This window comes from Terriglobus aquaticus (assembly GCF_025685415.1).
GTDB classification, from domain to species: domain Bacteria; phylum Acidobacteriota; class Terriglobia; order Terriglobales; family Acidobacteriaceae; genus Terriglobus; species Terriglobus aquaticus.
Genome location: NZ_JAGSYB010000001.1, coordinates 2431293 through 2450789 on the forward strand (window position 1 = coordinate 2431293; position 19497 = coordinate 2450789).

Annotated in this window: 15 protein-coding genes and 1 tRNA gene; 4 read left to right on the forward strand and 12 right to left on the reverse strand. The window is 64.0% G+C overall.

Annotated elements, in window-relative coordinates:
- Positions 1 to 80 precede the first annotated feature (80 nt).
- Positions 81 to 1439 (reverse strand): flavin monoamine oxidase family protein, encoded by a 1359-nt coding sequence (locus OHL12_RS10180; RefSeq protein WP_263413710.1) that lies wholly within the window; start codon positions 1437 to 1439, stop codon positions 81 to 83.
- Positions 1436 to 2851: a CCA tRNA nucleotidyltransferase gene (locus OHL12_RS10185; protein ID WP_263413711.1), complete on the reverse strand. Its 1416-nt coding sequence runs from the start codon at positions 2849 to 2851 to the stop codon at positions 1436 to 1438. Before OHL12_RS10185 ends, OHL12_RS10180 begins: the two co-directional genes overlap by 4 nt.
- A gap of 79 nt (positions 2852 to 2930) precedes the next feature.
- On the opposite strand from OHL12_RS10185, the gene tsaD reads away from it, so the two are divergent.
- Together tsaD and cysS are read left to right on the forward strand one after the other, a co-directional pair.
- Entirely contained in the window at positions 2931 to 4055 is a 1125-nt protein-coding gene (gene tsaD, locus OHL12_RS10190; protein WP_263413712.1) for a tRNA (adenosine(37)-N6)-threonylcarbamoyltransferase complex transferase subunit TsaD, read from the forward strand.
- Between the two features lie 89 nt (positions 4056 to 4144).
- The gene (gene cysS, locus OHL12_RS10195; protein WP_263413713.1) at positions 4145 to 5824 is read left to right on the forward strand and encodes a cysteine--tRNA ligase; all 1680 of its coding nucleotides are present in this window, start codon (positions 4145 to 4147) and stop codon (positions 5822 to 5824) included.
- 10 nt (positions 5825 to 5834) lie between these two features.
- On the opposite strand, the gene OHL12_RS10200 is transcribed toward cysS, so the two are convergent.
- Positions 5835 to 6074, reverse strand: coding sequence for an SRPBCC family protein (locus tag OHL12_RS10200; protein ID WP_263413714.1), 240 nt, complete (start codon positions 6072 to 6074; stop codon positions 5835 to 5837).
- A 313-nt stretch (positions 6075 to 6387) separates the two neighbouring features.
- Between OHL12_RS10200 and OHL12_RS10205 the strand changes: the two genes are divergently transcribed.
- On the forward strand, positions 6388 to 6963 hold the full coding sequence (locus tag OHL12_RS10205) for a sugar O-acetyltransferase (RefSeq protein ID WP_263413715.1): 576 nt from the start codon (positions 6388 to 6390) through the stop codon (positions 6961 to 6963).
- Positions 6964 to 7274: 311 nt separating this feature from the next.
- On the opposite strand, the gene OHL12_RS10210 is transcribed toward OHL12_RS10205, so the two are convergent.
- The 6 genes from OHL12_RS10210 to OHL12_RS10235 form a co-directional block, all read right to left on the reverse strand.
- Positions 7275 to 7350, reverse strand: a tRNA-Ala gene (locus tag OHL12_RS10210).
- A gap of 153 nt (positions 7351 to 7503) precedes the next feature.
- Complete coding sequence (locus OHL12_RS10215) at positions 7504 to 8208, reverse strand: PEP-CTERM sorting domain-containing protein (RefSeq protein WP_263413716.1); 705 nt, start codon at positions 8206 to 8208, stop codon at positions 7504 to 7506.
- Between the two features lie 288 nt (positions 8209 to 8496).
- On the reverse strand, positions 8497 to 9396 hold the full coding sequence (locus OHL12_RS10220) for an alanyl-tRNA editing protein (protein WP_263413717.1): 900 nt from the start codon (positions 9394 to 9396) through the stop codon (positions 8497 to 8499).
- 3 nt (positions 9397 to 9399) lie between these two features.
- Positions 9400 to 10398, reverse strand: a complete 999-nt coding sequence (locus OHL12_RS10225; RefSeq protein WP_263413718.1) for a class 1 fructose-bisphosphatase — start codon at positions 10396 to 10398, stop codon at positions 9400 to 9402.
- Positions 10399 to 10617: 219 nt separating this feature from the next.
- Complete coding sequence (locus tag OHL12_RS10230; RefSeq protein ID WP_263413719.1) at positions 10618 to 12717, reverse strand: catalase; 2100 nt, start codon at positions 12715 to 12717, stop codon at positions 10618 to 10620.
- 93 nt (positions 12718 to 12810) lie between these two features.
- Positions 12811 to 13140 (reverse strand): CsbD family protein, encoded by a 330-nt coding sequence (locus tag OHL12_RS10235; protein ID WP_263413720.1) that lies wholly within the window; start codon positions 13138 to 13140, stop codon positions 12811 to 12813.
- A 210-nt stretch (positions 13141 to 13350) separates the two neighbouring features.
- On the opposite strand from OHL12_RS10235, the gene OHL12_RS10240 reads away from it, so the two are divergent.
- Positions 13351 to 15453 carry a glycosyl hydrolase family 18 protein gene (locus tag OHL12_RS10240; protein ID WP_263413721.1) on the forward strand — a complete coding sequence of 701 codons (2103 nt, stop codon included), beginning with the start codon at positions 13351 to 13353 and terminating at the stop codon, positions 15451 to 15453.
- A 24-nt stretch (positions 15454 to 15477) separates the two neighbouring features.
- On the opposite strand, the gene OHL12_RS10245 is transcribed toward OHL12_RS10240, so the two are convergent.
- The 3 genes from OHL12_RS10245 to OHL12_RS10255 all read right to left on the reverse strand — a co-directional run bounded on the left by OHL12_RS10245 (position 15478) and on the right by OHL12_RS10255 (position 19442).
- Complete coding sequence (locus OHL12_RS10245; protein ID WP_263413722.1) at positions 15478 to 16179, reverse strand: hypothetical protein; 702 nt, start codon at positions 16177 to 16179, stop codon at positions 15478 to 15480.
- Between the two features lie 47 nt (positions 16180 to 16226).
- Complete coding sequence (locus OHL12_RS10250; protein ID WP_263413723.1) at positions 16227 to 17408, reverse strand: GntR family transcriptional regulator; 1182 nt, start codon at positions 17406 to 17408, stop codon at positions 16227 to 16229.
- A 177-nt stretch (positions 17409 to 17585) separates the two neighbouring features.
- Complete coding sequence (locus OHL12_RS10255) at positions 17586 to 19442, reverse strand: glycoside hydrolase family 13 protein (RefSeq protein ID WP_263413724.1); 1857 nt, start codon at positions 19440 to 19442, stop codon at positions 17586 to 17588.
- Positions 19443 to 19497: the final 55 nt, after the last annotated feature.

Sequence of the window (19497 nt, forward strand, 5' to 3'; positions counted from 1 at the left end):
GGAGTCTACGTGAGCTTCCTCTCCTCACACCAGTTCTGTGGAGTTCGCTGAGACAGCAAGGTCTGGCCTCATCGATAGAATCAGCCCTCCAGCACCTGCTGCGCCGCCCGCAACCCACTCCGCATCGCTCCATGCACCGTGCCCCAATGCCCGGTCACGTCCGTATGCTCACCCGCAAAGTACAACGTGCCCTCCACGGGCTCGCACATCTTCGCGGACGCATCCACCGAGCCCACCGGTACCCACGAATACGCTCCGCAAAACAGAGGATCGCGCGTCCAGTCATGCAAGTGGTGAGACCGAAGCTCGCTCAACACCGCCTCGCGCTCCAGCCCAAAGATCTTCGCCAACTGCGAGCAGGCCAGGTGCGCAATCGCATGCTCATCCAGCGCCGCAAACGCCTCCGCGTGCGGCCCACCCGTCCACGCCGTCAGCACCGCACCCTCTTCCGGCTCCGTCGTCCAGAACACCGGAAACATCGGGTGCAGCGCCGACCCCTTATCCCGGTCCGCACTGATCAGAAACGACAGCTTCTTCAACTCCTCCGCACGCTCGTGCTCCAGCTCCGCCCACCACCGCCGCTTGAACACCAGCGAGATGCGGCACACATGGCCCATCCGCATCCGCCGCGCATGCGGCAGCACCATGTCCGGCTCTGGCACAATCGGCACCGTCCCACTCTGCAGAATGCCCAGCGGCAGCGTCACCACGGCCGCATCGGCGCGCACACATTCCTCATCCACCAGCTCCGCGGTCACCTCGCCCGGCTTCCACTGCAACGCGGAGACATGCGCCCGCAGCCGGATCGTTCCGCCAGCCTCACGCACCTTCGCCGCCAGCCGCTCCGCTACCTGCGCGTACCCGCCGCGCACATGCAGACCCACGTCGCCGCCCACTTCATCCTCAGCCGCCTGCTGCACAGCCATCGACTTCACTGACAGCTCATGCGCATCCGCCGCATTGAAACCTTCCGCATACGCCGTCGCCGTCACCCGCGACTGCTCCGGCAGATCCAACTCCGCAAGCCAGTCCACAAAGCTCTCGTCGCGATCGGGATGTGCCTCGCTCCACGCCCTTGCCTGCTCCATCACATCGAACGCATCCGGTGCATTACTCGCATCGCTGTCGTCGTCCTCCGAAGCGTACGCGTCCTGCAACTGCCCATCCTTGTGGAAGAGCAACATCGCACCATCGCGCTCCACCAACTCCAGCCCGAGCTCCTCAACCATCGCAATCAACTCCGGCGGACGTCCGTGTACAAACTCCGCACCCACCTCCACTGCATACCCATCGTCCGTCCTGTGCGTGCGTACACGTCCACCCACAACATCCGCTGCTTCCAGCACCGTCACCGCACAACCCGCTTCGGCCAGCGCGCGAGCCGCGGTCAAACCCGCCATGCCTGCGCCAATCACCAACACACTTTTAGCCGCGCTCAAGCCTTCACCTCATCCCGCTGCAAAAGCTCCTGCAGCATCAGCAGCCCATCTTCACGCGAACGCACACGCCCCTCCAATTGCGCATCCTCAATCTCGCGCAACAAATACTTGAACCGCGGCCCCGGCTTCAACCCCGCCGCAATCAGGTCACGCCCCGTGACCACCGGAGCAGCACCATGCTCCTCTTCCGGCACCGCGTAGAAGTGCTCTTTCGCGTAGTCATACATGCCCAGCAAATTGTGGCTGCTCGTCACATCCAGCCAGTGCAACTGCAGGTGCTCCGGAAAGTCGTGCAGGCGAAAGAACCTTCGCAGCGTCGACTGCTTCATGTTCTTCACATCGCCAAACCGCATGTGGTTCTCCACCAGCGACACAATCTGGTCGATCTCGTCATTCGAGAACCGCAGCCGGTTCAGGATCGCGCGCGTCATCGTCGCGCCCACCTCCGCGTGCCCGTTGAAGCGAATGCGCGGCCGCTCCTCCTTCGGGTCCGGAGCGCGATAGCACGGCGGCTTACCCACATCGTGCAGAAGCGCGCCCCACGCCAGCGTCGGCGCTACACCCGCTGGCAGCTTGCTCAGCAGCAGCAGCGTATGCACCCACACATCGCCCTCGGGGTGCCACTCCGGAGGCTGCTCCACACCTTTCATGCGCGCCACCTCCGGAAGCACATGCGGCAGCAACCCGCTCTCATCCAGCAGCTCAAACGCGCGCTTCGCGTGCCCCTCAGTCAGCATCCGCGTCAACTCTTCGCGAACGCGTTCTGCACTCACCTGCGCAATGGTCGCGGCCTGCGCCTGCATGGCACGCATCGTCTCCGGCTCGATCTCAAATTCAAACCGAGCCGCAAACCGCACCGCGCGCAACATGCGCAACTTGTCTTCTTCAAACCGCCGCTTCGGATCGCCAATCGCGCGAACCAAACGCGCCTCTAAGTCCCGCTGCCCTCCGACATAATCCAGCACCTGCGCATGCAGGTTGCTTCCATCCGCAGCCAGCCCTACCGGGTCCAGCAGCATGCCATTGATCGTGAAGTCCCGCCGCAACACATCCTGCTCGGCACTCTCCGAATACGTCACCTGCTCCGGCCGCCGCCCATCCAGGTACACGCCGTCATCGCGAAATGTCGCAACCTCGGTCCGCACCTCGCATCCGCTTGCCTCGTGCGCCGTGCACACAATCACCACGCCAAAATGCGCGCCCACGCCAAAGGTCCGCTCGAACCCCAGCAACACCTTCTCGGGCCGCGCGCTCGTCGCCACGTCATAGTCCTTCGGCGCAATGCCCAGCAACAGATCGCGAACACATCCACCCGCAAAATACGCCTGAAATCCGCGCCCCCGCAGCGTCTCCACCACGTGCAGCGCCGCCTCAAACTCCTTGGTCCCCATCGCCTCAGCCAGCGCTGCCATCCCCTGTTGGATGCGCCCATGCCGCACGCGTCTCCGGCCTAAACCACGTGGCAAAGCAGCCACCGCCTAAACTGGACTCATGGGCAGCGGTCTCATCCTCGGCATCGAATCCTCGTGCGACGAGACCGCAGCCGCCGTCGTTCGCTCCGGCCACGACATCCTCTCCAACGTCGTCAGCTCCCAGGTCGCCATGCACGCCCTCTACGGCGGCGTCGTCCCCGAGCTCGCCTCGCGCGAACACCTCCGCAACGTCGTGCCCGTCGTGCGTGAAGCCATCCGCTCTGCCGGCATCACCTACGCCGACCTCGACGCCGTCGCCGTCACCTCCGGCCCCGGCCTCGCCGGAGCCCTCCTCGTCGGCATCTCTTTCGCCAAGTCCCTCAGCTTCGGCCTCGGCAAACCGCTGCTCGCCATCAACCACCTCGAAGGCCACATCCACGCCGCACTCCTGCAAAGCAGCACGCAAGTTGACGAAGCCACAACAACCGAACCAACCCTGGCTCTAGTCGTCAGCGGCGGCCACACCCACCTCTACCTCGCCTCGCAAACCAGTGGCGCATGGCACTACCGCAACATCGGCCGCACCGTCGACGATGCCGCCGGCGAAGCCTACGACAAAGTCGCCAAGCTCCTCGGCCTGCCCTACCCCGGCGGCCCCTGGATGGACCGTCTCAGCGCCTTCGGCAACCCCGAAGCCGTCCGCTTCACCTTCAGCACCATCGACCGCGGCACCCCCGGCGAACCCACCTTCGACTTCAGCTTCTCCGGCATCAAGACCGCCGTCCTCCGCTACCTCGAAACCCACAGCCTGCGCGAAGCCTCAGCCACCCGCCACACCGCACTCAGCGCCATCGCGTCACCCACCCTCGAAGACGCCCGCGCCCTCTGCGACCCGCAAACCCTCGACCTCATCGCCAGCTTCCAGCACGCCGTCGTCTCCAACCTCGTCCGCCAGACCCTGCGGGCCGCGGAGCACACCGGCGCCCGCAGCCTCGTCATCTCCGGCGGCGTCGCCTCGAACCGCGCCCTCCGCGCCCGCTTCACCGAAGTCGCGCAGCAACGCGGCCTCACCGTAGCCTTCCCGCCGCCAGCCCTGTCCACCGACAACGCCGCCATGATCGCGGCCGCTGCCTGGCCCCGCTTTCTCCACGCTGACTTCGCCCCCGCCACCCTCAACGCCACACCCCAGCTCCGCCTCGGCTAGCGCGCTGCTCTAAAATCAGAAAGTATCGACTGCGGCGGCAGGACTACCCGGGCCAGCACGCAAGTCCCAGCGGACACCCTCGGGCCTGAATGCCGGCAATCGAACTCCATAACACCCTGGGCGGCCGCACGGAACCGCTCACGCCCGAGCGCGACAACACCCTCCGCATGTACTGCTGCGGCCCCACCGTCTACGACTACGGCCACATCGGCAACTTCCGCACCTTTCTCCACGTCGACGTCCTGCGCCGCTACGCCCGCCTGCGCGGCATGAACCTGCTCCACGTCATGAACATCACCGACGTCGAAGACAAGATCATCCGCAACGCCAACGCCGCGGGTATGCCCATCGACCAGTACACCGCCAAGTTCGAGCGCGCCTTCCTGGAAGACATGGACGCCCTCGGCGTCGAGCGCCCCGAAATCCTCGCCCGCGCCACCGAGAACATCCCGGAGATGGTCTCGCTCATCGAGCGCCTAGCCAGCGAAGACATCGCTTACAAAACCGACGACGGCTCCTGGTACTTCCGCATTGACCGCTTCCCCGACTACGGCAAGCTCAGCGGCAAAGACCTTGAAGGCATCGAGGACGGCGCCCGCGTCGACGTCGACGAGTACGCCAAGGACTCCGCCCGCGACTTCGCCCTCTGGAAGGCCTGCAAGCCCGGCGAAGCCTCGTGGGACACCGCCATCGGCTGCGGCCGCCCCGGCTGGCACATCGAGTGCTCCGCCATGGCCATGAAGCACCTCGGCCCCACCTTCGACCTCCACGCCGGCGGCGAAGACCTCATGTTCCCGCACCACGAGAACGAGATCGCGCAGTCCGAATGCGCCTCGCACCAGCCCTTCGCCCGGCACTGGTTCCACGTGCGCTTCCTTCTCGTCGAAGGCAAGAAGATGTCCAAGAGCGAGGGCAACTTCTACACCCTCCGCGACCTCCTGCTCATGGGCCACCGCGCCTCGTCCATCCGATTCCTTCTGCTCTCGGTGCCGTACCGGCACCAGATGAACTTCACCTTCGACGGCCTCACCGAAAGCGCGAACGCCATCGATCGCCTGCGCACCTTCGCGAAGCGCCTTCACTCTGCATCGCAAAGCAATCCCGCGGTTTCAGCCGCCGAAGCAGCTACCGGTAGCTCCACGCGGTCCGGCAACCACGCGGCTTCAGCCGCCCAGGTAGCCACAAGCGCCGTGCAGCAACCCGCGGCTTTAGCCGCCGAGGTAGCTACCGGGCCTGCCCAGGACCGCGGCTTTAGCCGCCGAGGTGACAAACCTTCCGCTGCTGCGACCGAGTTCGGGACTCCCAACTCGGAACTCGCAACTCTCCTCGCGCAAAAGCGCGAAGCCTACCACGCCGCTCTCTCCAACGACCTCAACACCGCCGAAGCCCGCGCCGCCATCTTCGACGTCGTCCGCGCCGTCAACATCGCGCTCGACAACGGCACCGTCTCCGCCACCGACCTCGAAGCCACCCGCGCCCTGTTGAACGACTTCGACGCGGTCTTTGACGTCCTCACCGACCGCGATGCCGCCACCACTCAGGCCGCCATCGACTGGGCCAAAGCCGAAGGCCGCGAAGCCAGCATCGCCCCCGAGCTCCTCAACACCCTCTCGCTCTCCGACGCCGACATCGACCAACTCATCGCCGAACGCAACGACGCCCGCAAACGCCGCAACTTCGCCCGCGCCGACGCCATCCGCAACGAGCTCCTCGAAAAAGGCATCCTCCTCGAAGACACCAAAGCCGGAGTCACCTGGAAACGCAAGTAGCGTCTCTGCCTCACTGACCTCCGGGCAGCAACGTCCTCCACCGATCCGACTCAGCAACCTGCTTCAGGATCGCGTTGCGCTGCGCCAGCAGGTTGGTCATGTACCGCCTGAGCACCAGCTTCTCCGCCAGCAATCCAAGCACCGGCACAGGAGCAGCAAACACAAAGCGATCCTTCATCTCGGTCCTGCCTGCACTCAGCGCTCTGAAATAGTGGTCGTGCTGCATGGAACGGAACGCACCTTCAATCATTGTGTCCTGGAAGTAAACCGGACGATCGTAAGCGGTGATTCGACTGGCAAGGTGCTGCACCACACCGAGGTGTCGTGCCCTCCATCTCACAAACTCGCCCATCCCGATCAGGCCAGAAGTCACGCCGCCGACAGCCTGCTCTCCTGTCCGCTCTGTTCCAAGCAGATGAACCTCAATGCTCCGCGAAAGATCGAAGCACCGCTCAATGGGTGCGTCAACGATCGTGCATAAGTTGAGCTCAACCATCTGCTGAGTGCATATCCTCGCGTCCAAACTCTATCGCGTTTCGAGGCCGCGGCCGCATCCAACACCCATGTCCGCGCTCACCGAAAAACAAAAGATGCTCGCCGGCGATCTCTACTTCGCCCTCGACTCCGAGCTCACGACCGAGCGCACGCGCTGCGAAACCGCCCTCGTCAACTACAACGTCGCCATCCCCGAGGCTCGCGAACAGCTCCTGGAACAACTCCTCGGCAGCGTCGGCAAACAAGTCGTCATCCGCCCCACCTTCGCCTGCGACTACGGCTACAACATCCACCTCGACGACTACGTCTTCCTCAACTTCAACTGCGTCCTGCTCGACGTCTGCCCGATCCACATCGGCGCCCGCACCCAGATCGGCCCCGCCGTGCAGATCTACACCGCCGACCATCCGCGCGACCCTAGCATCCGCCACCAGGGCCTCGAATCCGGCAAGCCCATACGCATCGGTGCCGACGTCTGGATCGGCGGCGGCGCCATCCTTCTGCCCGGCGTCACCATTGGCGACGGTGCCGTGATCGGCGCCGGCAGTGTCGTCACGCGCAGCGTCGCACCCGGTACCACCGTGGTCGGCAACCCCGCTAAGCCGATCTCTGGCGGCCCTGGCTCAAAGGCAGTCACACCGTAACGAAAAAATGGCCCTCGAACACGAAGTTCGAGGGCCTTCCCAGGTCTGATGACTCGAGCATGCTCGCAAGCGCATCCAAAAGCGCCTCGGAACACTCCCAGCCGTCAGAGCCTCACGCACGACAAGTTGACCCTTGCGCTTACACGACGCAACTCGGCACTCATCCGCGTCGAACAGCCAACGCTACGACGTGCTCACCGCACGTGCAGCAACCATCGAGGTACTTGAGGGTTTGCGTCCCGGGGTCATGGACGCATGGAAATCAGGCATGCAAAAGCTGCACGCCTACGACTTTTAGCAATAGGAGTAATTGGTGGAGCTGAGCGGGATCGAACCGCTGACCTCCTCGTTGCGAACGAGGCGCTCTCCCAGCTGAGCTACAGCCCCACGTCGGGCGCGCAATGCACGCCATCCAGCGGAAAACGTCCGGGATTGGCCGCAGAAACCCACGCGGCCAGTACCAGCCAAGTATAGCAGCTTCGCTCCGCGAAAAAGAGAGACCCCGGCAACCTGCCGGGATCTCTCGTCGCGGAACAGCAACTAGGCCAAACGGCGGCGAACAGCACCGGCAAGACCGAGCAGGCCCGTGCCCAGCAGGGCCAGGCTCGACGGCTCCGGCGTTGCGGCGACGGCGCTCACCTGCAGGATCGAGGGCGATCCGTTCTCACGCCCGTACTTCAGCAGCACGTCGCCGGTCGTGGCGATCGTCACAGTGTCGGTGACCGCGCTGGTCGGTCCGGAAACCGTGGTGCCGATCCGGCTGCCATTCTCAAACAGGCTGATGCCGTCATCGTGGGTGATCGTCAGAATCGTCCCAGCCAGCAGGGTGCCCAGGTCGAACGTGTAGAACGAACCGTACTGGTACGAGCTGGCGCTGCCGCTCGAAGACAGGAACGAGCTCAACGTGGAGTAGTTCGCGATCGATCCAAGGCTGGCGCTTGAGACCGTGCCCGAACCCGAGTACGCGTTGATCGCACCAACGTTGAAAAAGGTGCTGTTCTTGTCGCCGGCGGGCGTGGTGTTCTGCCCAGCCGTGTTGCTGAAGTTGATCGGGCCGCTGTAGTTGAAGGTTGCGGAAGCGGTGTTGGAGCCGGAGAAGCCGGCGAAGGTAGCCGTGTCGAAGCTGCTACCGTTCTGCAGGCCTTCGCTGACCGTTACGTTGTAACTGCCGGAGATCGGTGTGGCGTGAGCGGCGACCGACCCGAGGATAAGGGCGGCAGACAGCAGAGCTGGGCGAAATTGCATGGAGGTGTTGCTCCTTTTGTTTGATAGGTTGCCTGGGGTTGATTACTTACTTGCGCAGGCTATCCATCAGGAACTGGTAAACGCCACGAAAAAATAGATCGTGTCGCTTACAACCGAAGCTCAAAAAACGCCATCGTGAGTCATTCGGCGACAAAAAGGAGGCGATAGACCAAATTTCGGCCACCGCCTGCACTTACCATCTTGTGAAAACGAAGTAGTACAGGTAAAGGAAGTTCCGACATAACTGAGTTATGTTTCTGCTCATCTAGAGTTACTTCCGGAGGTAACTTACCGCGCCTGATCTTTCGCCTGTCTGCGAGCTTCCGCAATCTCGGCCTGCATCTTGGCCACACGCTCCCGCAGGCTCGCCGGCGCAGTACTTAGCGAGCTTGCAATCTCGCTCAACTGCGCCCAGTCCGCGGTGGCCGCGCGCAACGCACGTCCTCCACACACAAAGCGCACGCGGCTGTTGCCACGAATCTTCTCAACCTTGCGCAGCAGCACCGGCCCAATCGCGGCCGTGTTCGCCACATGCGTTCCACCGCACGCATTCTCATCCAGCCCAGCAATCGTCACCACGCGCAGATCGCCAGCGCGCGGCGGCAACTTGCGCAGCACACCTGCCGCCAGCAGGCCCTCCGCTTCCTCGCGCCCAATCCAGCGCTGCGTCACTGACATGGCCTGCATCACCGCGTCATTCGCCTGCTGCTGCAGCATCGCCACCTGCTCTGCAGTCAACAGCGGCACGGCAAGATCCACTGTCGTATCCAGTTCGCCCAGATGAAATCCCACCGTCGCAGCGCCCCAAGCTCGTGCCGCAATCGCGCTCAACAGGTGCTGTCCCGAGTGTTGCTGCATGTGGTCGCGACGCCGCTCCGCATCCACACGGCCCGTCACCTCTGTACCCGGCTGCAGCGGCTTGGCTGTGGTGTGCCACACCTCGCCTGCCTCGTCCTCGACCACGTCCGTCACCGGCGCTTCCAGCACCGCCCCACTCCGCGCGGTCGCCACCAGCACGCCCGTGTCATGCGGCTGGCCGCCGCCCGTCGGGTAAAACGCCGTGCGATCCAGCGCCACCTGAAAGACAGGTTTGCCTTCCACGCGCGCCAGTTCTCGAATCTCCGTCACCGTCGCTGAAAACTCCAGCAGCGACGAGTCCGCGTAGTACAGCCTTTCCGTCGTCGCCACGGTCTACGCCTGCGACGCAGCCGCTGCCGCAACATCGCCAAACGCACTCACCTCGGCTGTGCTTCCAATCACCAGCGTCGTCCGCACATGCGGAGCGGTCGGCACTACCTCCAGGATGCGCCGCACTTCGCCGCCATTCGCATCGCCCGCCGTCGTCGCCTTGCCTCCGGCCTGCTCCGCCAGCATCGCCAGCGGATTCGCCTCATACAACAGCCGCAGCTTGCCTCCCGGAGCCTTCGCCGTTCCCGGATACAGGAACACGCCGCCCTTCAGCAACGTCCGGTGAAAGTCCGCAATGAACGAACCCACATACCGCGAGCCATACTTCGCGCCCATCGATCCATCGCGCAACTTCGTCAGGTAGCTCCGTACCGCCTGCGGAAAGTCCGCGGCATTCGCCTCGTTCACCGAGTAGTACGGCCCCTGCTCCGGCATCGCCAGGTGCTCGCCGCTCAGCAGGAACTCGCCATCCCGCAGCGTGAACGCGTGCGTGCCTTTGCCCACCGTGTACACCAGCATCGTCGCCGGCCCATAGTTCACATACAGCGCCGCCACCTGCTGGGTCCCGGGCTTCAGCGCCGCCGCACGAGCATCTTCACCGGCCACAATCGCCTGCACGCTCACGATCGTGCCCACGTTTACATCCACGTCCAGGTTGCTCGACCCATCCAGCGGATCCGTAATCACCACGAACCGCGCGTCAGGCTTGCCCTCAAACACCACCGGCTCATCGTCCTCTTCGCTTACCACCGCGCCCACGCTCGGCAGCGCGCGCATCGCTCCGATCACTGCATCGTTCGCAAACACATCCAGCTTCTGCTGCTGCTCGCCCTGCACGTTGGTGTGGCCAAACGCTCCCAGCGCATCGCTCAGCGGAGCCGTCCGGATCCGCGCCTCAATCTGCTTCGCCGCATCCGCCAGCGCAGCGAACAACTCCGCCAGAGCAGCGCCCCGCTCCGCATCCAGCCCCGCCCGCACATGCTCCACTAACGTCTTCGCCATCCCGATACGTTAGCACCGCCCCACCTGCAAACGTGAGTCGACCCACTCCTCACCGCACCGCTCGACACAACCGCAGGCTCCAGTGATCGCGCTCTCCTCGTGAAGCATGAGCTCGACTCCGGTCATCCACCGACGACTCCAAACCGCCGGCATACTTTTCGCAAAACAAACAGGCCGACACGCGTCAGCGTATCGGCCTGTTTGTTCCTCAACAACGACCTAGTACACCGTACGCACCTCAGGCTCGCGATCGAACACGCGACCCTTCGCCGCAGCCTTCAAGTACGCCTCCACGTCTGTGCCAACCAGCACGCCCGCGTCCGGCTCCACACAGCACTTGTCCAGCAGCTTCTGTGCACCAGCAGTCGCACCAATCACCTTCAGGTGCGCATACGCATCGCTCACCCAGCCCTTGGCAGCGGCTTCCTTGCTCAGCATCGCCGCCCCGTCTGCACTCAGCGCAACGAACACCGCATCGAACAGCACCGACGGCCCGCCCGCAAGCTGGAAGTCTCCCGGCACCGTAGTTCCATCCGCAGCCTTGAACCCGCCCGCCTTGGGAGCGACGACCGCAAAGTCGGCACCATGCCGCTTTGCCGCCGACCGCAACTGCTCCACCAGCGCACCGTCGGTTCCGTCCGCCGTCAGCACCGCAATCTTGCGGCCCTTCAGCGTTGGCTTGGCATTTGCCAGAATCGACAGCTTCGGCGATGCCTGCAGCCCCGTCTTCACCGTCACCTTCGTCGGGAACTCCGGAACCTCACCCTCCAGGCCCAGTCCCTTCGCCACGCGCTCGGCAATCTTCGGATCCACATTCTTCAGTTGCGCAACCACACGCTTGCGCACCGCCAGCGTCTCCACCTTGCTCAGCTCAAAGATGAACGCCGACACAATGTGGTTCTGCTCCGGCTCCGTCTGTGAGTTGAAGAACTGCAGCGCCTGCGAGTAGTGATCGCCGAACGACTCCGCGCGAATGCGCAGCTTATCGCCCTCCATCTTTTCCGGAAAGCTCGTGAACCCGCGCTTCGGGTCCGTGCGCGGCGTATCGGCTTCCAGCGAGCTCGGCGAGTACGACACGCGTCCCTTCTGCGCACCCATCTGCATGTGGCCATCGCGCTGCATATTCAGCACCGGGCAGCCGATCGGCCGGTTCACCGGAATCTGCTGGTAGTTCGGCCCGCCCAGTCGAGACAACTGCGTGTCCACATAGCTCACAATGCGGCCCTGCAGCAGCGGATCGTTCGTGAAGTCGATGCCCGGCACAACGTTCGAAACGCAGAACGCCACCTGCTCCGTCTCCGCGAAGTAGTTGTCCACGTTGCGGTCCAGCACCAGCCGGCCCACCACGCGCACCGGCACAATCTCTTCCGGAATCAGCTTCGTCGCATCCAGCACGTCGAAGTCGAACTTCTTCGCAAACTCCTCGTCGAACAACTGCACACCCAGTTCCCACTCCGGGAAGTTGCCCTGCGCAATCGACTCCCAAAGGTCGCGGCGATGAAAGTCCGGATCGGCACCGCTGATCTTCAGCGCCTCGTCCCAGATCACTGACTGCAAACCAAGCTTTGGCTTCCAGTGGAACTTCACATACGTAGCCTTGCCCTCATCGTTCAGCAAGCGATAGGTGTGAACGCCGAAGCCCTCCATCATGCGAAACGAACGCGGAATCGCACGATCGCTCATGATCCACATCAGCATGTGCGTGGACTCCGGCGTCAGCGAAGCCCAGTCCCAGAATGTGTCGTGCGCCGACTGCGCCTGCGGGAACCCACGATCCGGCTCCTGCTTCACCGAGTGCACCAGGTCCGTAAACTTGATCGCGTCCTGGATAAAGAACACCGGGATGTTGTTGCCAACCAGGTCCCAGTTCCCTTCCTTCGTGTAGAACTTCACCGCAAACCCGCGCACGTCACGCGCTACATCGGTTGAGCCCATGTTGCCGCCCACCGTGCTGAACCGCACAAACACCGGCGTCTTCTCGCCGGCCTCGCTCAACACCGCCGCACGCGAAATGCCCTTCAAGGGATCGGTCACTTCGAAGTACCCGCGCGCGCCATACCCGCGAGCATGCACCACGCGCTCGGGAATGCGCTCGTGATCGAAGTGCTGCGTCTTCTCCAGCAGGTTCCAGTCTTCCAGCAGCACCGGCCCACGCTCACCCGCCTTCAGCGAGTTCTCATCGTCCGCAATCACTACACCGGTCTGCCCCGTCATCGCCGGGTGCGTGCCGCCTGCATTCTGGTGAGTTTCGCCGCCATGGCCGATCACAAAATCCTGTACCGCGTCTTGCGCGGTCGCTTCCTGTTTCTGCTGCTTCACTTGGGGGAACCCTTCGCTTGTCGACTTGCCCAGATACACACGGGCGCTCCCAGGCCTAGCCTGCGGAGCGCCCGCAAAAAGCTACGTTTGCAATTACCGGTTCAGGTCGCGAACCGCGTCACCCACCGCGTTCGCTGCCTTGCCCGCAACATTCCGGATCGATCCGACCGTCTGATCACCCGCACCGGAGTCGGCCGTGTCGTAATCGCCGGTCGCCTCACCAAACACCTGCTTCGCCTTGCCGATCACGCTGTCACCCGCGCCCTGCACCCGCTGCTTCGAGCCCCATGCGGTCGCCTTGTTCGCCAGCCGGTCCACGTCCGGGTCGCCCGTGCTGTAGCTCGGCTGCGGAGCGTTCGTGATGATGTAAATCAACGCCGCGCTTATACCTACGCCGGCAACAATCCAGGGAAGAGCCTTCATGGTTACACCTCATTCGTACGTTTCTTCAGATGCTGTCTCCCGCACCCGCGTGTACCTGCTCCGCAGCCTTTCCCTGCGCTCCCCATCGCAAGCGCCCCGGCGGTCCGCCGCGGGCGCGCATGATTGTGCATCGCTCCTCTTTCGTGGAAGATCAATCAGCATAGCTTGCCATCGGAGGCCCGCATCGCTTTGAAACCGCTCGCCCGCACCTTGCTCCTTACCCTGCTCGGCCTCCTCGCACCCTCTCTGTTCGCTCAGGGCACCCTGCCCACCTTCACGCACACGGGCGACAGCGGCAGCTACACCGTGCTCGGCAACGATCCTGCCAAGGGCGGCACCGCGACCGTCCCCGTCACCATCGTCCCCATCACACTCACCTTTGAAGCCAGCAAGGGCGTCGCTCTCAGCCCCGCGCTCGACATCGCAAAGATCACTCGCTCACCCCTCTTCACGCCGTTCCCCTTTGCCACCGGCACCACGCAGTACGCTGACGCCCTTCTCCGCGCCTCCTTCTACCAGACCGCCGCGTCCGCCAACACGCTCTCCACCTGGCATACCAAGTTCAGCAAGCCGACCGTCGCGCCCGCTCTCCGCGTCCAGATCCCCATCGGCTACGGCTACACGCTCACCGACAAGCGCTCCGCCCGCACCCTCGGCGTCGTCGACCTCGAGTGGCTGCAGAAGAAGATCTTCGAAACCACGCCCGCGGGCACCCTATCGCCCGACCGCCTCGTCCTCTTCGTCACCCACAACACCACCTACTACGCCGAGGGCGACGCCACCGTCTGCTGCTCCTGGGGCACCCACGGCACCGAACCCGCGAGCAAGCAGCCCTTCGTGCTCGCGTCCTATCTCGACCTCTCCAGCCTCGCGATCGACAAGGACGTGCAGCCCATCTCTTCGCAGCTCGCCCAATTCGTGATGGACCCCGGCCACGACCCGCTCTTCAAGGGCACTCGCGGCCAAACATCACCCGGCAACACCTTCGGCACCGGCTGGATGCGTCCGGCCACCTCGCCCGCCTCAGACTTCCGCTGTGCCGGCACCGGCGCAGGCTCGCGCTACTTCACGCTTCTGCCGACCGACACGAACGCAAAAAACAACTTCCCCGCCTCGCCCGCCTTTGTCGCCGGCACGTATCACCTGCAGAACGCTCCCGTCCTCCCCTGGTACACCGGCAACACCGCCGCCGAAAGCTGGCAGGGCAAGCTCTCCTTCCCGGACGCCGCCGCACTCACCCAACCCATGCAGCCGTGCGAAGCGCCGGGCGCCAACAACTTCGGCCGCGCCGGCACACCACCGCCCACCACGCCGCCCGCACCGTTCAACGGCACCCACGGCCATCAGCTCATCGGCTACTGGAACGGCGGCGGCATCGGCGCCAACCGCTTCCGCCTGCGCGACGTCTCGCCGCAGTGGGACGTCGTCATCGTCGCCTTCGCCGTCCCCGTCCAAAGCGGCGGGGCGCAGCTCATCTTCCGCACGCCCTTCCAGTACCAGCCTGACGAGTTCAAGGCCGAAATCGACGAGCTGCACAGCCGCGGCAAGAAGGTGCTCATCTCACTCGGCGGCGGCGGTCAGAACTTTCAGATCCGCACGCCAGAGGCGCAGCAGCAGTTCCTCGACTCCGTCACGCAAATCGTGCAGCAGTACGGCTTCGACGGCGTCGACATTGACTTCGAAGCACCGTCCATCGTCACCGAGCCCGGCGACACCGACTTCCGCCACCCCACCTCTCCCGGCACCGTCAACCTCATCGCCGCGCTCCACACCCTGCACGACCACTTCGGCGCAAACTTCATGATCACGCTCGTGCCGGAAGGCACGCAGACGCCCGGCGGCTACCCCAGCTACGGTGGCCAGTTCGGCTCCTATCTGCCGCTGGTCTACGGCCTGCGCGACATCCTCACCTTCTCTGACACGCAGGACTACAACACCCCACCGCTTCAGGGCCTCGACGGCAACATCTACCAGGCCGGCACCGTCGACTACCACGCCGCCATGACCGAGCTCATGCTGCGCGGCTTCCCCGTCGGCCGCGATCCGAAGCACATCTTTCCGCCCGTACCCGCGGACAAGATCGCTGTCGGCTTCCTCACGTCAGACACGAACCCAGAGATCGTCATGCAAGCGATGGACTACATCATCACTGGCAAAGCACCCGCCGGCACCCGCTACAAACTCCTGCAGCCCGGCGGCTACCCAGCCATGCGCGGTGCCATGTTCTGGACCATCGACGGCGACCGCCGCCACGAATACAACTACAGCAACACCGTCGGCCCACAACTCCACAGCTTTCCGGCCGCGAAGTAACGACCGGTCCGCACAAAGCCCGCACTACGACATCATGCTCATCGACACCCAAGGCAGCACCGTCCAGCCGGTGCTCGCCCGTTGCAGCACCACCCACGTCCAATTGCCGCAAAGTCCGCCGCAGTACATCCCGAACTGCGTCATCGCAAGCGTGTGCGCCTGATTGAAGTACACAGCGGTGAAGCTGTGCATGCCCGCCGCACCCTTGAACTCGTGCGGGGTAGGTGGTGCCTGCATGACGTTGTTTGCGGGCGGCATAAAACCTGAGACTTTGGCGGAATATCTTCGTTGCGCGTCCTGATCCAGCAGGTGAACCGGCAGCCTCGTGTGAATTTGTGCCGCATCGAGTTGGTACCGCTCATGGCATCGCCGGTCGAAGTCCGCCAGCACTTCATCGAAGTTTGCTTTCTGCGCGTCCGGTGCCTTGATCGCGACGTGCGGATTCATGCTGCCACCCGTTGCGCACGAACTCTCCAGCGGCAAAGCTGTCGTCGTTCCCTCCAGCAGCCAGAAGTCCCTCGGAACATCGCTCCACTCGATCTGACTACTGGGCAGAAGCTGTGAGTAGATCGCGTACGAATCCGCGGCCAGTGCCGTCGGCAAAACCGTCGGCTTCGAGTAAGTAGGTTGCGCTGACTTCTGCGCAGAGCTCGCGATTAGCCCGAAACACAACAGCCCCGCGCAGCTCCACGACAAGCGGCGATACAAACCAATCCGGCTCGGCATGGGACGCATGCTAACAAAGGCAAGCTTCGCCCGGCACAGCCAATCCGCTACCGCGTACTCTCGCGAACCACCAGCTCAAAATCCACCAGCACGTCCCGCGCAGGGTGCCCCGGATTGCGCAGCCGCTCCAGCATCGTCAGCATCGCCACCTGCCCCAACTCCGCACAATCCTGCCGAATCGTCGTCAGCGGCACCGGCAGGTACTCCGCGTATTTCACGTCGTCGAAGCCCGCGACCCGCACCTGGCCCGGCACTGCAACTCCCTGCCCTACCAGCGACCGCATTACCACCGCGGCCGCATGATCGTTCTGGCAGATCAACGCGTCGGGCCGCTCCCGCTCCAGCACTCCGCACAGAAACGCGGGATCGTCCAGATCACCCCGAAGATAGGCGCCATCGTATTCCAGGCCCGCATCGCGCACCGCCGTCCAATATCCGGAAGCGCGCATGTGGACCGTCCCCGCCGACCGCGCCCGCCCCAGGAACACGGGCCGCTTCGCTCCCGCCGCAATCACATGCTGCGTCAGCAGCGCTCCCGCGCGGTGATTGTCGATGCCCACCAGGTCGAACCGCGACCGCGCCGGAAACCGCTCCACGCATCGGTCCAGCAGCACCACCACGATGCCCGCGCGCTCCAACGCCTCCACAATCCGGTGATTCGCCGCATGCCGGTCCGCCGCATACTCCACCGGCGCGAAGAACACACCGTGCAGCCTCTGTTCAATGAATTGCCGGCACAGGTCTTCGGCGGCCAGCTCCGGAAACTCTTTCTGCGGCCCTGCGTGTCCCCACACCAGTGAGTGCGGCCGCGTCAGCGGAGACAGCATCATTCCGCGGCAGATCGGCTCAAAGATCTCGGTCGCTCCCAGGTCCGGAATCAGCAGGCCGAACCGCAGCGAAGCCGTGGAAGCCGCCGGTGGCTGCTGCACAAATGTTCCCGATCCCGCCCGCCGCCGCACCAGGCCTTCCCGCTGCAGCGTTCCAATCGCCTTCGCAACCGTAATGCGCGACGCGCCAAACCGTTCGCACAACGCCGCCTCGCTCGGCAGCTTGCTTCCCACCTTCCAGGTGCCGTTCTGTACTTCCTGCAGCAACTGCTGATAGATGCTGCGGTGCAGCGGCAATTCACCGCGCGTCGCCGCAACGCCGCGCGCCTCGCCACCGCTACGCGCTTCGCCCGCCTGGCTCGCTTTCGTTTTTGATTTGTCCTGCTTCACTCCAGTAGCCATCCCTCAGCTCACTGCATCCAGCCGCTTGCTCTCTTCGGCCGGCTCGCGCTGCCATTCCCATCCATGTCTAAGAACGGCCAGTCTCAGCCTTCTCCACTCCGCAACGGGGATTCTTTCTGCGCAACAGGATTGGCCCGGGAAACTGTTCACAAGCTTCCCGGGCCAACGTGCACCCGTCTACTGAACCTCCGCCACCAGCGAGCCGTACGGCGGCAACTGGATATCGCTGGTCCGGTCGTTCTTCTCCAGCGACGGCACATCCGTGATCAGCGTCTTCAGCTTCGTCCCCGTTACCCCGGCGGCTGCCATGTCCAGCTTCACCGTCTGCGGCTGGGCCGATAGGTTCATCGACACCACCACAGGCTTCGCCCCGCCCGGCGGCGTCCGCACATACGACAGCACGTTCGTGTTCGACGTATCCACAAACACCACACCGCCGTCGTGCAGCGCCGGCGTATTCCGCCGCAACGCGATCAGCCGCTTGTACCAGTTCAGCAGCGACGTCGGATCCTTCTCCTCGTTTGCCACGTTCAGCGTGGTGTAGTTCGGCGGCACCGGCAGCCACGTCTTAGCCGCCGTGCTGAACCCCGCATCCGTCGACGCGTCCCACTGCATCGGTGTCCGCTCGCCGTCGCGGCCCTTCTCGCGCGGCCAGCCCGTAATGCCGATCGGGTCCTTCACGTCTTCCACCCGCGTCGGCGTGGTCGTCGGCATGCCCAGCTCTTCACCGTAGTACATCAGCGCCGTCGCCTTGCTGGTCAGCAGCATCGTCGCAATCGCCCGATCGATCGCCGCATCGTGAACGCCGTCGCCGTACCGGTCGTGGCTGCGCACGTTGTCGTGGTTGTCAAACACCAGCAGCGGCTGCGACCCGTGGACCTCGGTCTCAACCTCGGTCAGGTAACGGCGCAGGTACGGCACATCCAGCTTCGCGCGGTCGCCGCGGAAACCGATCAGCATGTCCATCGGCAACTGCAGCTCGTTCTGGTCCTGCCCGCCGTACCACTTGTCCAGCTCCACCGTGTTCGGCAGGTACGTCTCGCCGATCAACACGCGGCTGCCCGGAAAGCCCGTCTTCGGGTACGTCTCCACCATCGCGCGCATCCGCCGGATCACGCCGTGTACCTCCGGCAGGTTGTCCGTGTAGATCCCCTTCAGCCGCGGATCGCCCTGGGAGTTTGTCCCTTCCAGCACCGGGTTGTCGCGGTTCTGCGGATCCTCAAACAGCGTCGGCACCGCATCCAGTCGGAAGCCCGCCACGCCGCGGTCCATCCAGAACCGCATCCCGTCAAACATCGCCTTCTCCACCGCGGGATTGCGCCAGTTCAGATCCGGCTGCTGCTTGTAGAACATGTGGTAGTAGAACTGCTTCCGCGCCGGGACCCACTCCCACGCCGACCCGCCAAATCCCGACTCCCAGTTGTTCGGCGGCATCATCCCGTCGTGAGCCGCCTTCTTCATGTACTCCGGAGCGTTCGGGTCCAGCGGCTTTCCGTCGCTCCACATGTACCAGTCCGCCTTGGGGTTCGTCCGCGACGACGCCGACTCCTCGAACCACTTGTGCTTGTCGCTCGTGTGGTTCACCACCCAGTCCAGGCAGATCCGAATGTTGTGCTTCTTCGCCTCCTGGATCAGCCGGTCCATATCCGCCAGCGTTCCGTACTGCGGGTCCACCGCCTCGTAGTCGCTCACGTCGTAGCCAAAGTCCACCTGCGGCGACGGAAACATCGGCGCAATCCAGATCGCATCCACGCCCAGCTTCTCCAGGTAGTCCAGCCGCTGCGTAATGCCGTTCAGATCTCCCAGCCCGTCGCCATTCGAGTCCTGGAACGATCGCGGATAGATCTCGTACACCACCGCGTGCTTCCACCATGTCTCGTCATGCGTCGGCTGCGCTGCCGCCTTCACTTCCGCCGCGGTGGGTGGCACCGCTGGAGGCACAGCCGCCACCTGCGCCTGCACACACGCTCCCGCCAACCCCATCCATCCCGCTACCGCGACCAAACCCGTCCGCATCCACACCGACATTTCCATAACTCCTTTCGCAACGCCCCGGACTCACCGGGGTAAAGCTCGGCCAACCTATCAC

Excerpts from the sequence above, each read along its gene's own strand:
- OHL12_RS10185 (WP_263413711.1), bottom strand. The coding sequence starts at position 2,851 with ATGGCAGCGCTGGCTGAGGCGATGGGGACCAAGGAGTTTGAGGCGGCG.
- tsaD (WP_263413712.1), top strand. The coding sequence starts at position 2,931 with ATGGGCAGCGGTCTCATCCTCGGCATCGAATCCTCGTGCGACGAGACC.
- cysS (WP_263413713.1), top strand. The coding sequence starts at position 4,145 with ATGCCGGCAATCGAACTCCATAACACCCTGGGCGGCCGCACGGAACCG.
- OHL12_RS10200 (WP_263413714.1), bottom strand. The coding sequence starts at position 6,074 with ATGATTGAAGGTGCGTTCCGTTCCATGCAGCACGACCACTATTTCAGA.
- OHL12_RS10205 (WP_263413715.1), top strand. The coding sequence starts at position 6,388 with ATGTCCGCGCTCACCGAAAAACAAAAGATGCTCGCCGGCGATCTCTAC.
- OHL12_RS10215 (WP_263413716.1), bottom strand. The coding sequence starts at position 8,208 with ATGCAATTTCGCCCAGCTCTGCTGTCTGCCGCCCTTATCCTCGGGTCG.
- OHL12_RS10225 (WP_263413718.1), bottom strand. The coding sequence starts at position 10,398 with ATGGCGAAGACGTTAGTGGAGCATGTGCGGGCGGGGCTGGATGCGGAG.
- OHL12_RS10235 (WP_263413720.1), bottom strand. The coding sequence starts at position 13,140 with ATGAAGGCTCTTCCCTGGATTGTTGCCGGCGTAGGTATAAGCGCGGCG.
- OHL12_RS10245 (WP_263413722.1), bottom strand. The coding sequence starts at position 16,179 with ATGCCGAGCCGGATTGGTTTGTATCGCCGCTTGTCGTGGAGCTGCGCG.
- OHL12_RS10250 (WP_263413723.1), bottom strand. The coding sequence starts at position 17,408 with ATGGCTACTGGAGTGAAGCAGGACAAATCAAAAACGAAAGCGAGCCAG.
- OHL12_RS10255 (WP_263413724.1), bottom strand. The coding sequence starts at position 19,442 with ATGGAAATGTCGGTGTGGATGCGGACGGGTTTGGTCGCGGTAGCGGGA.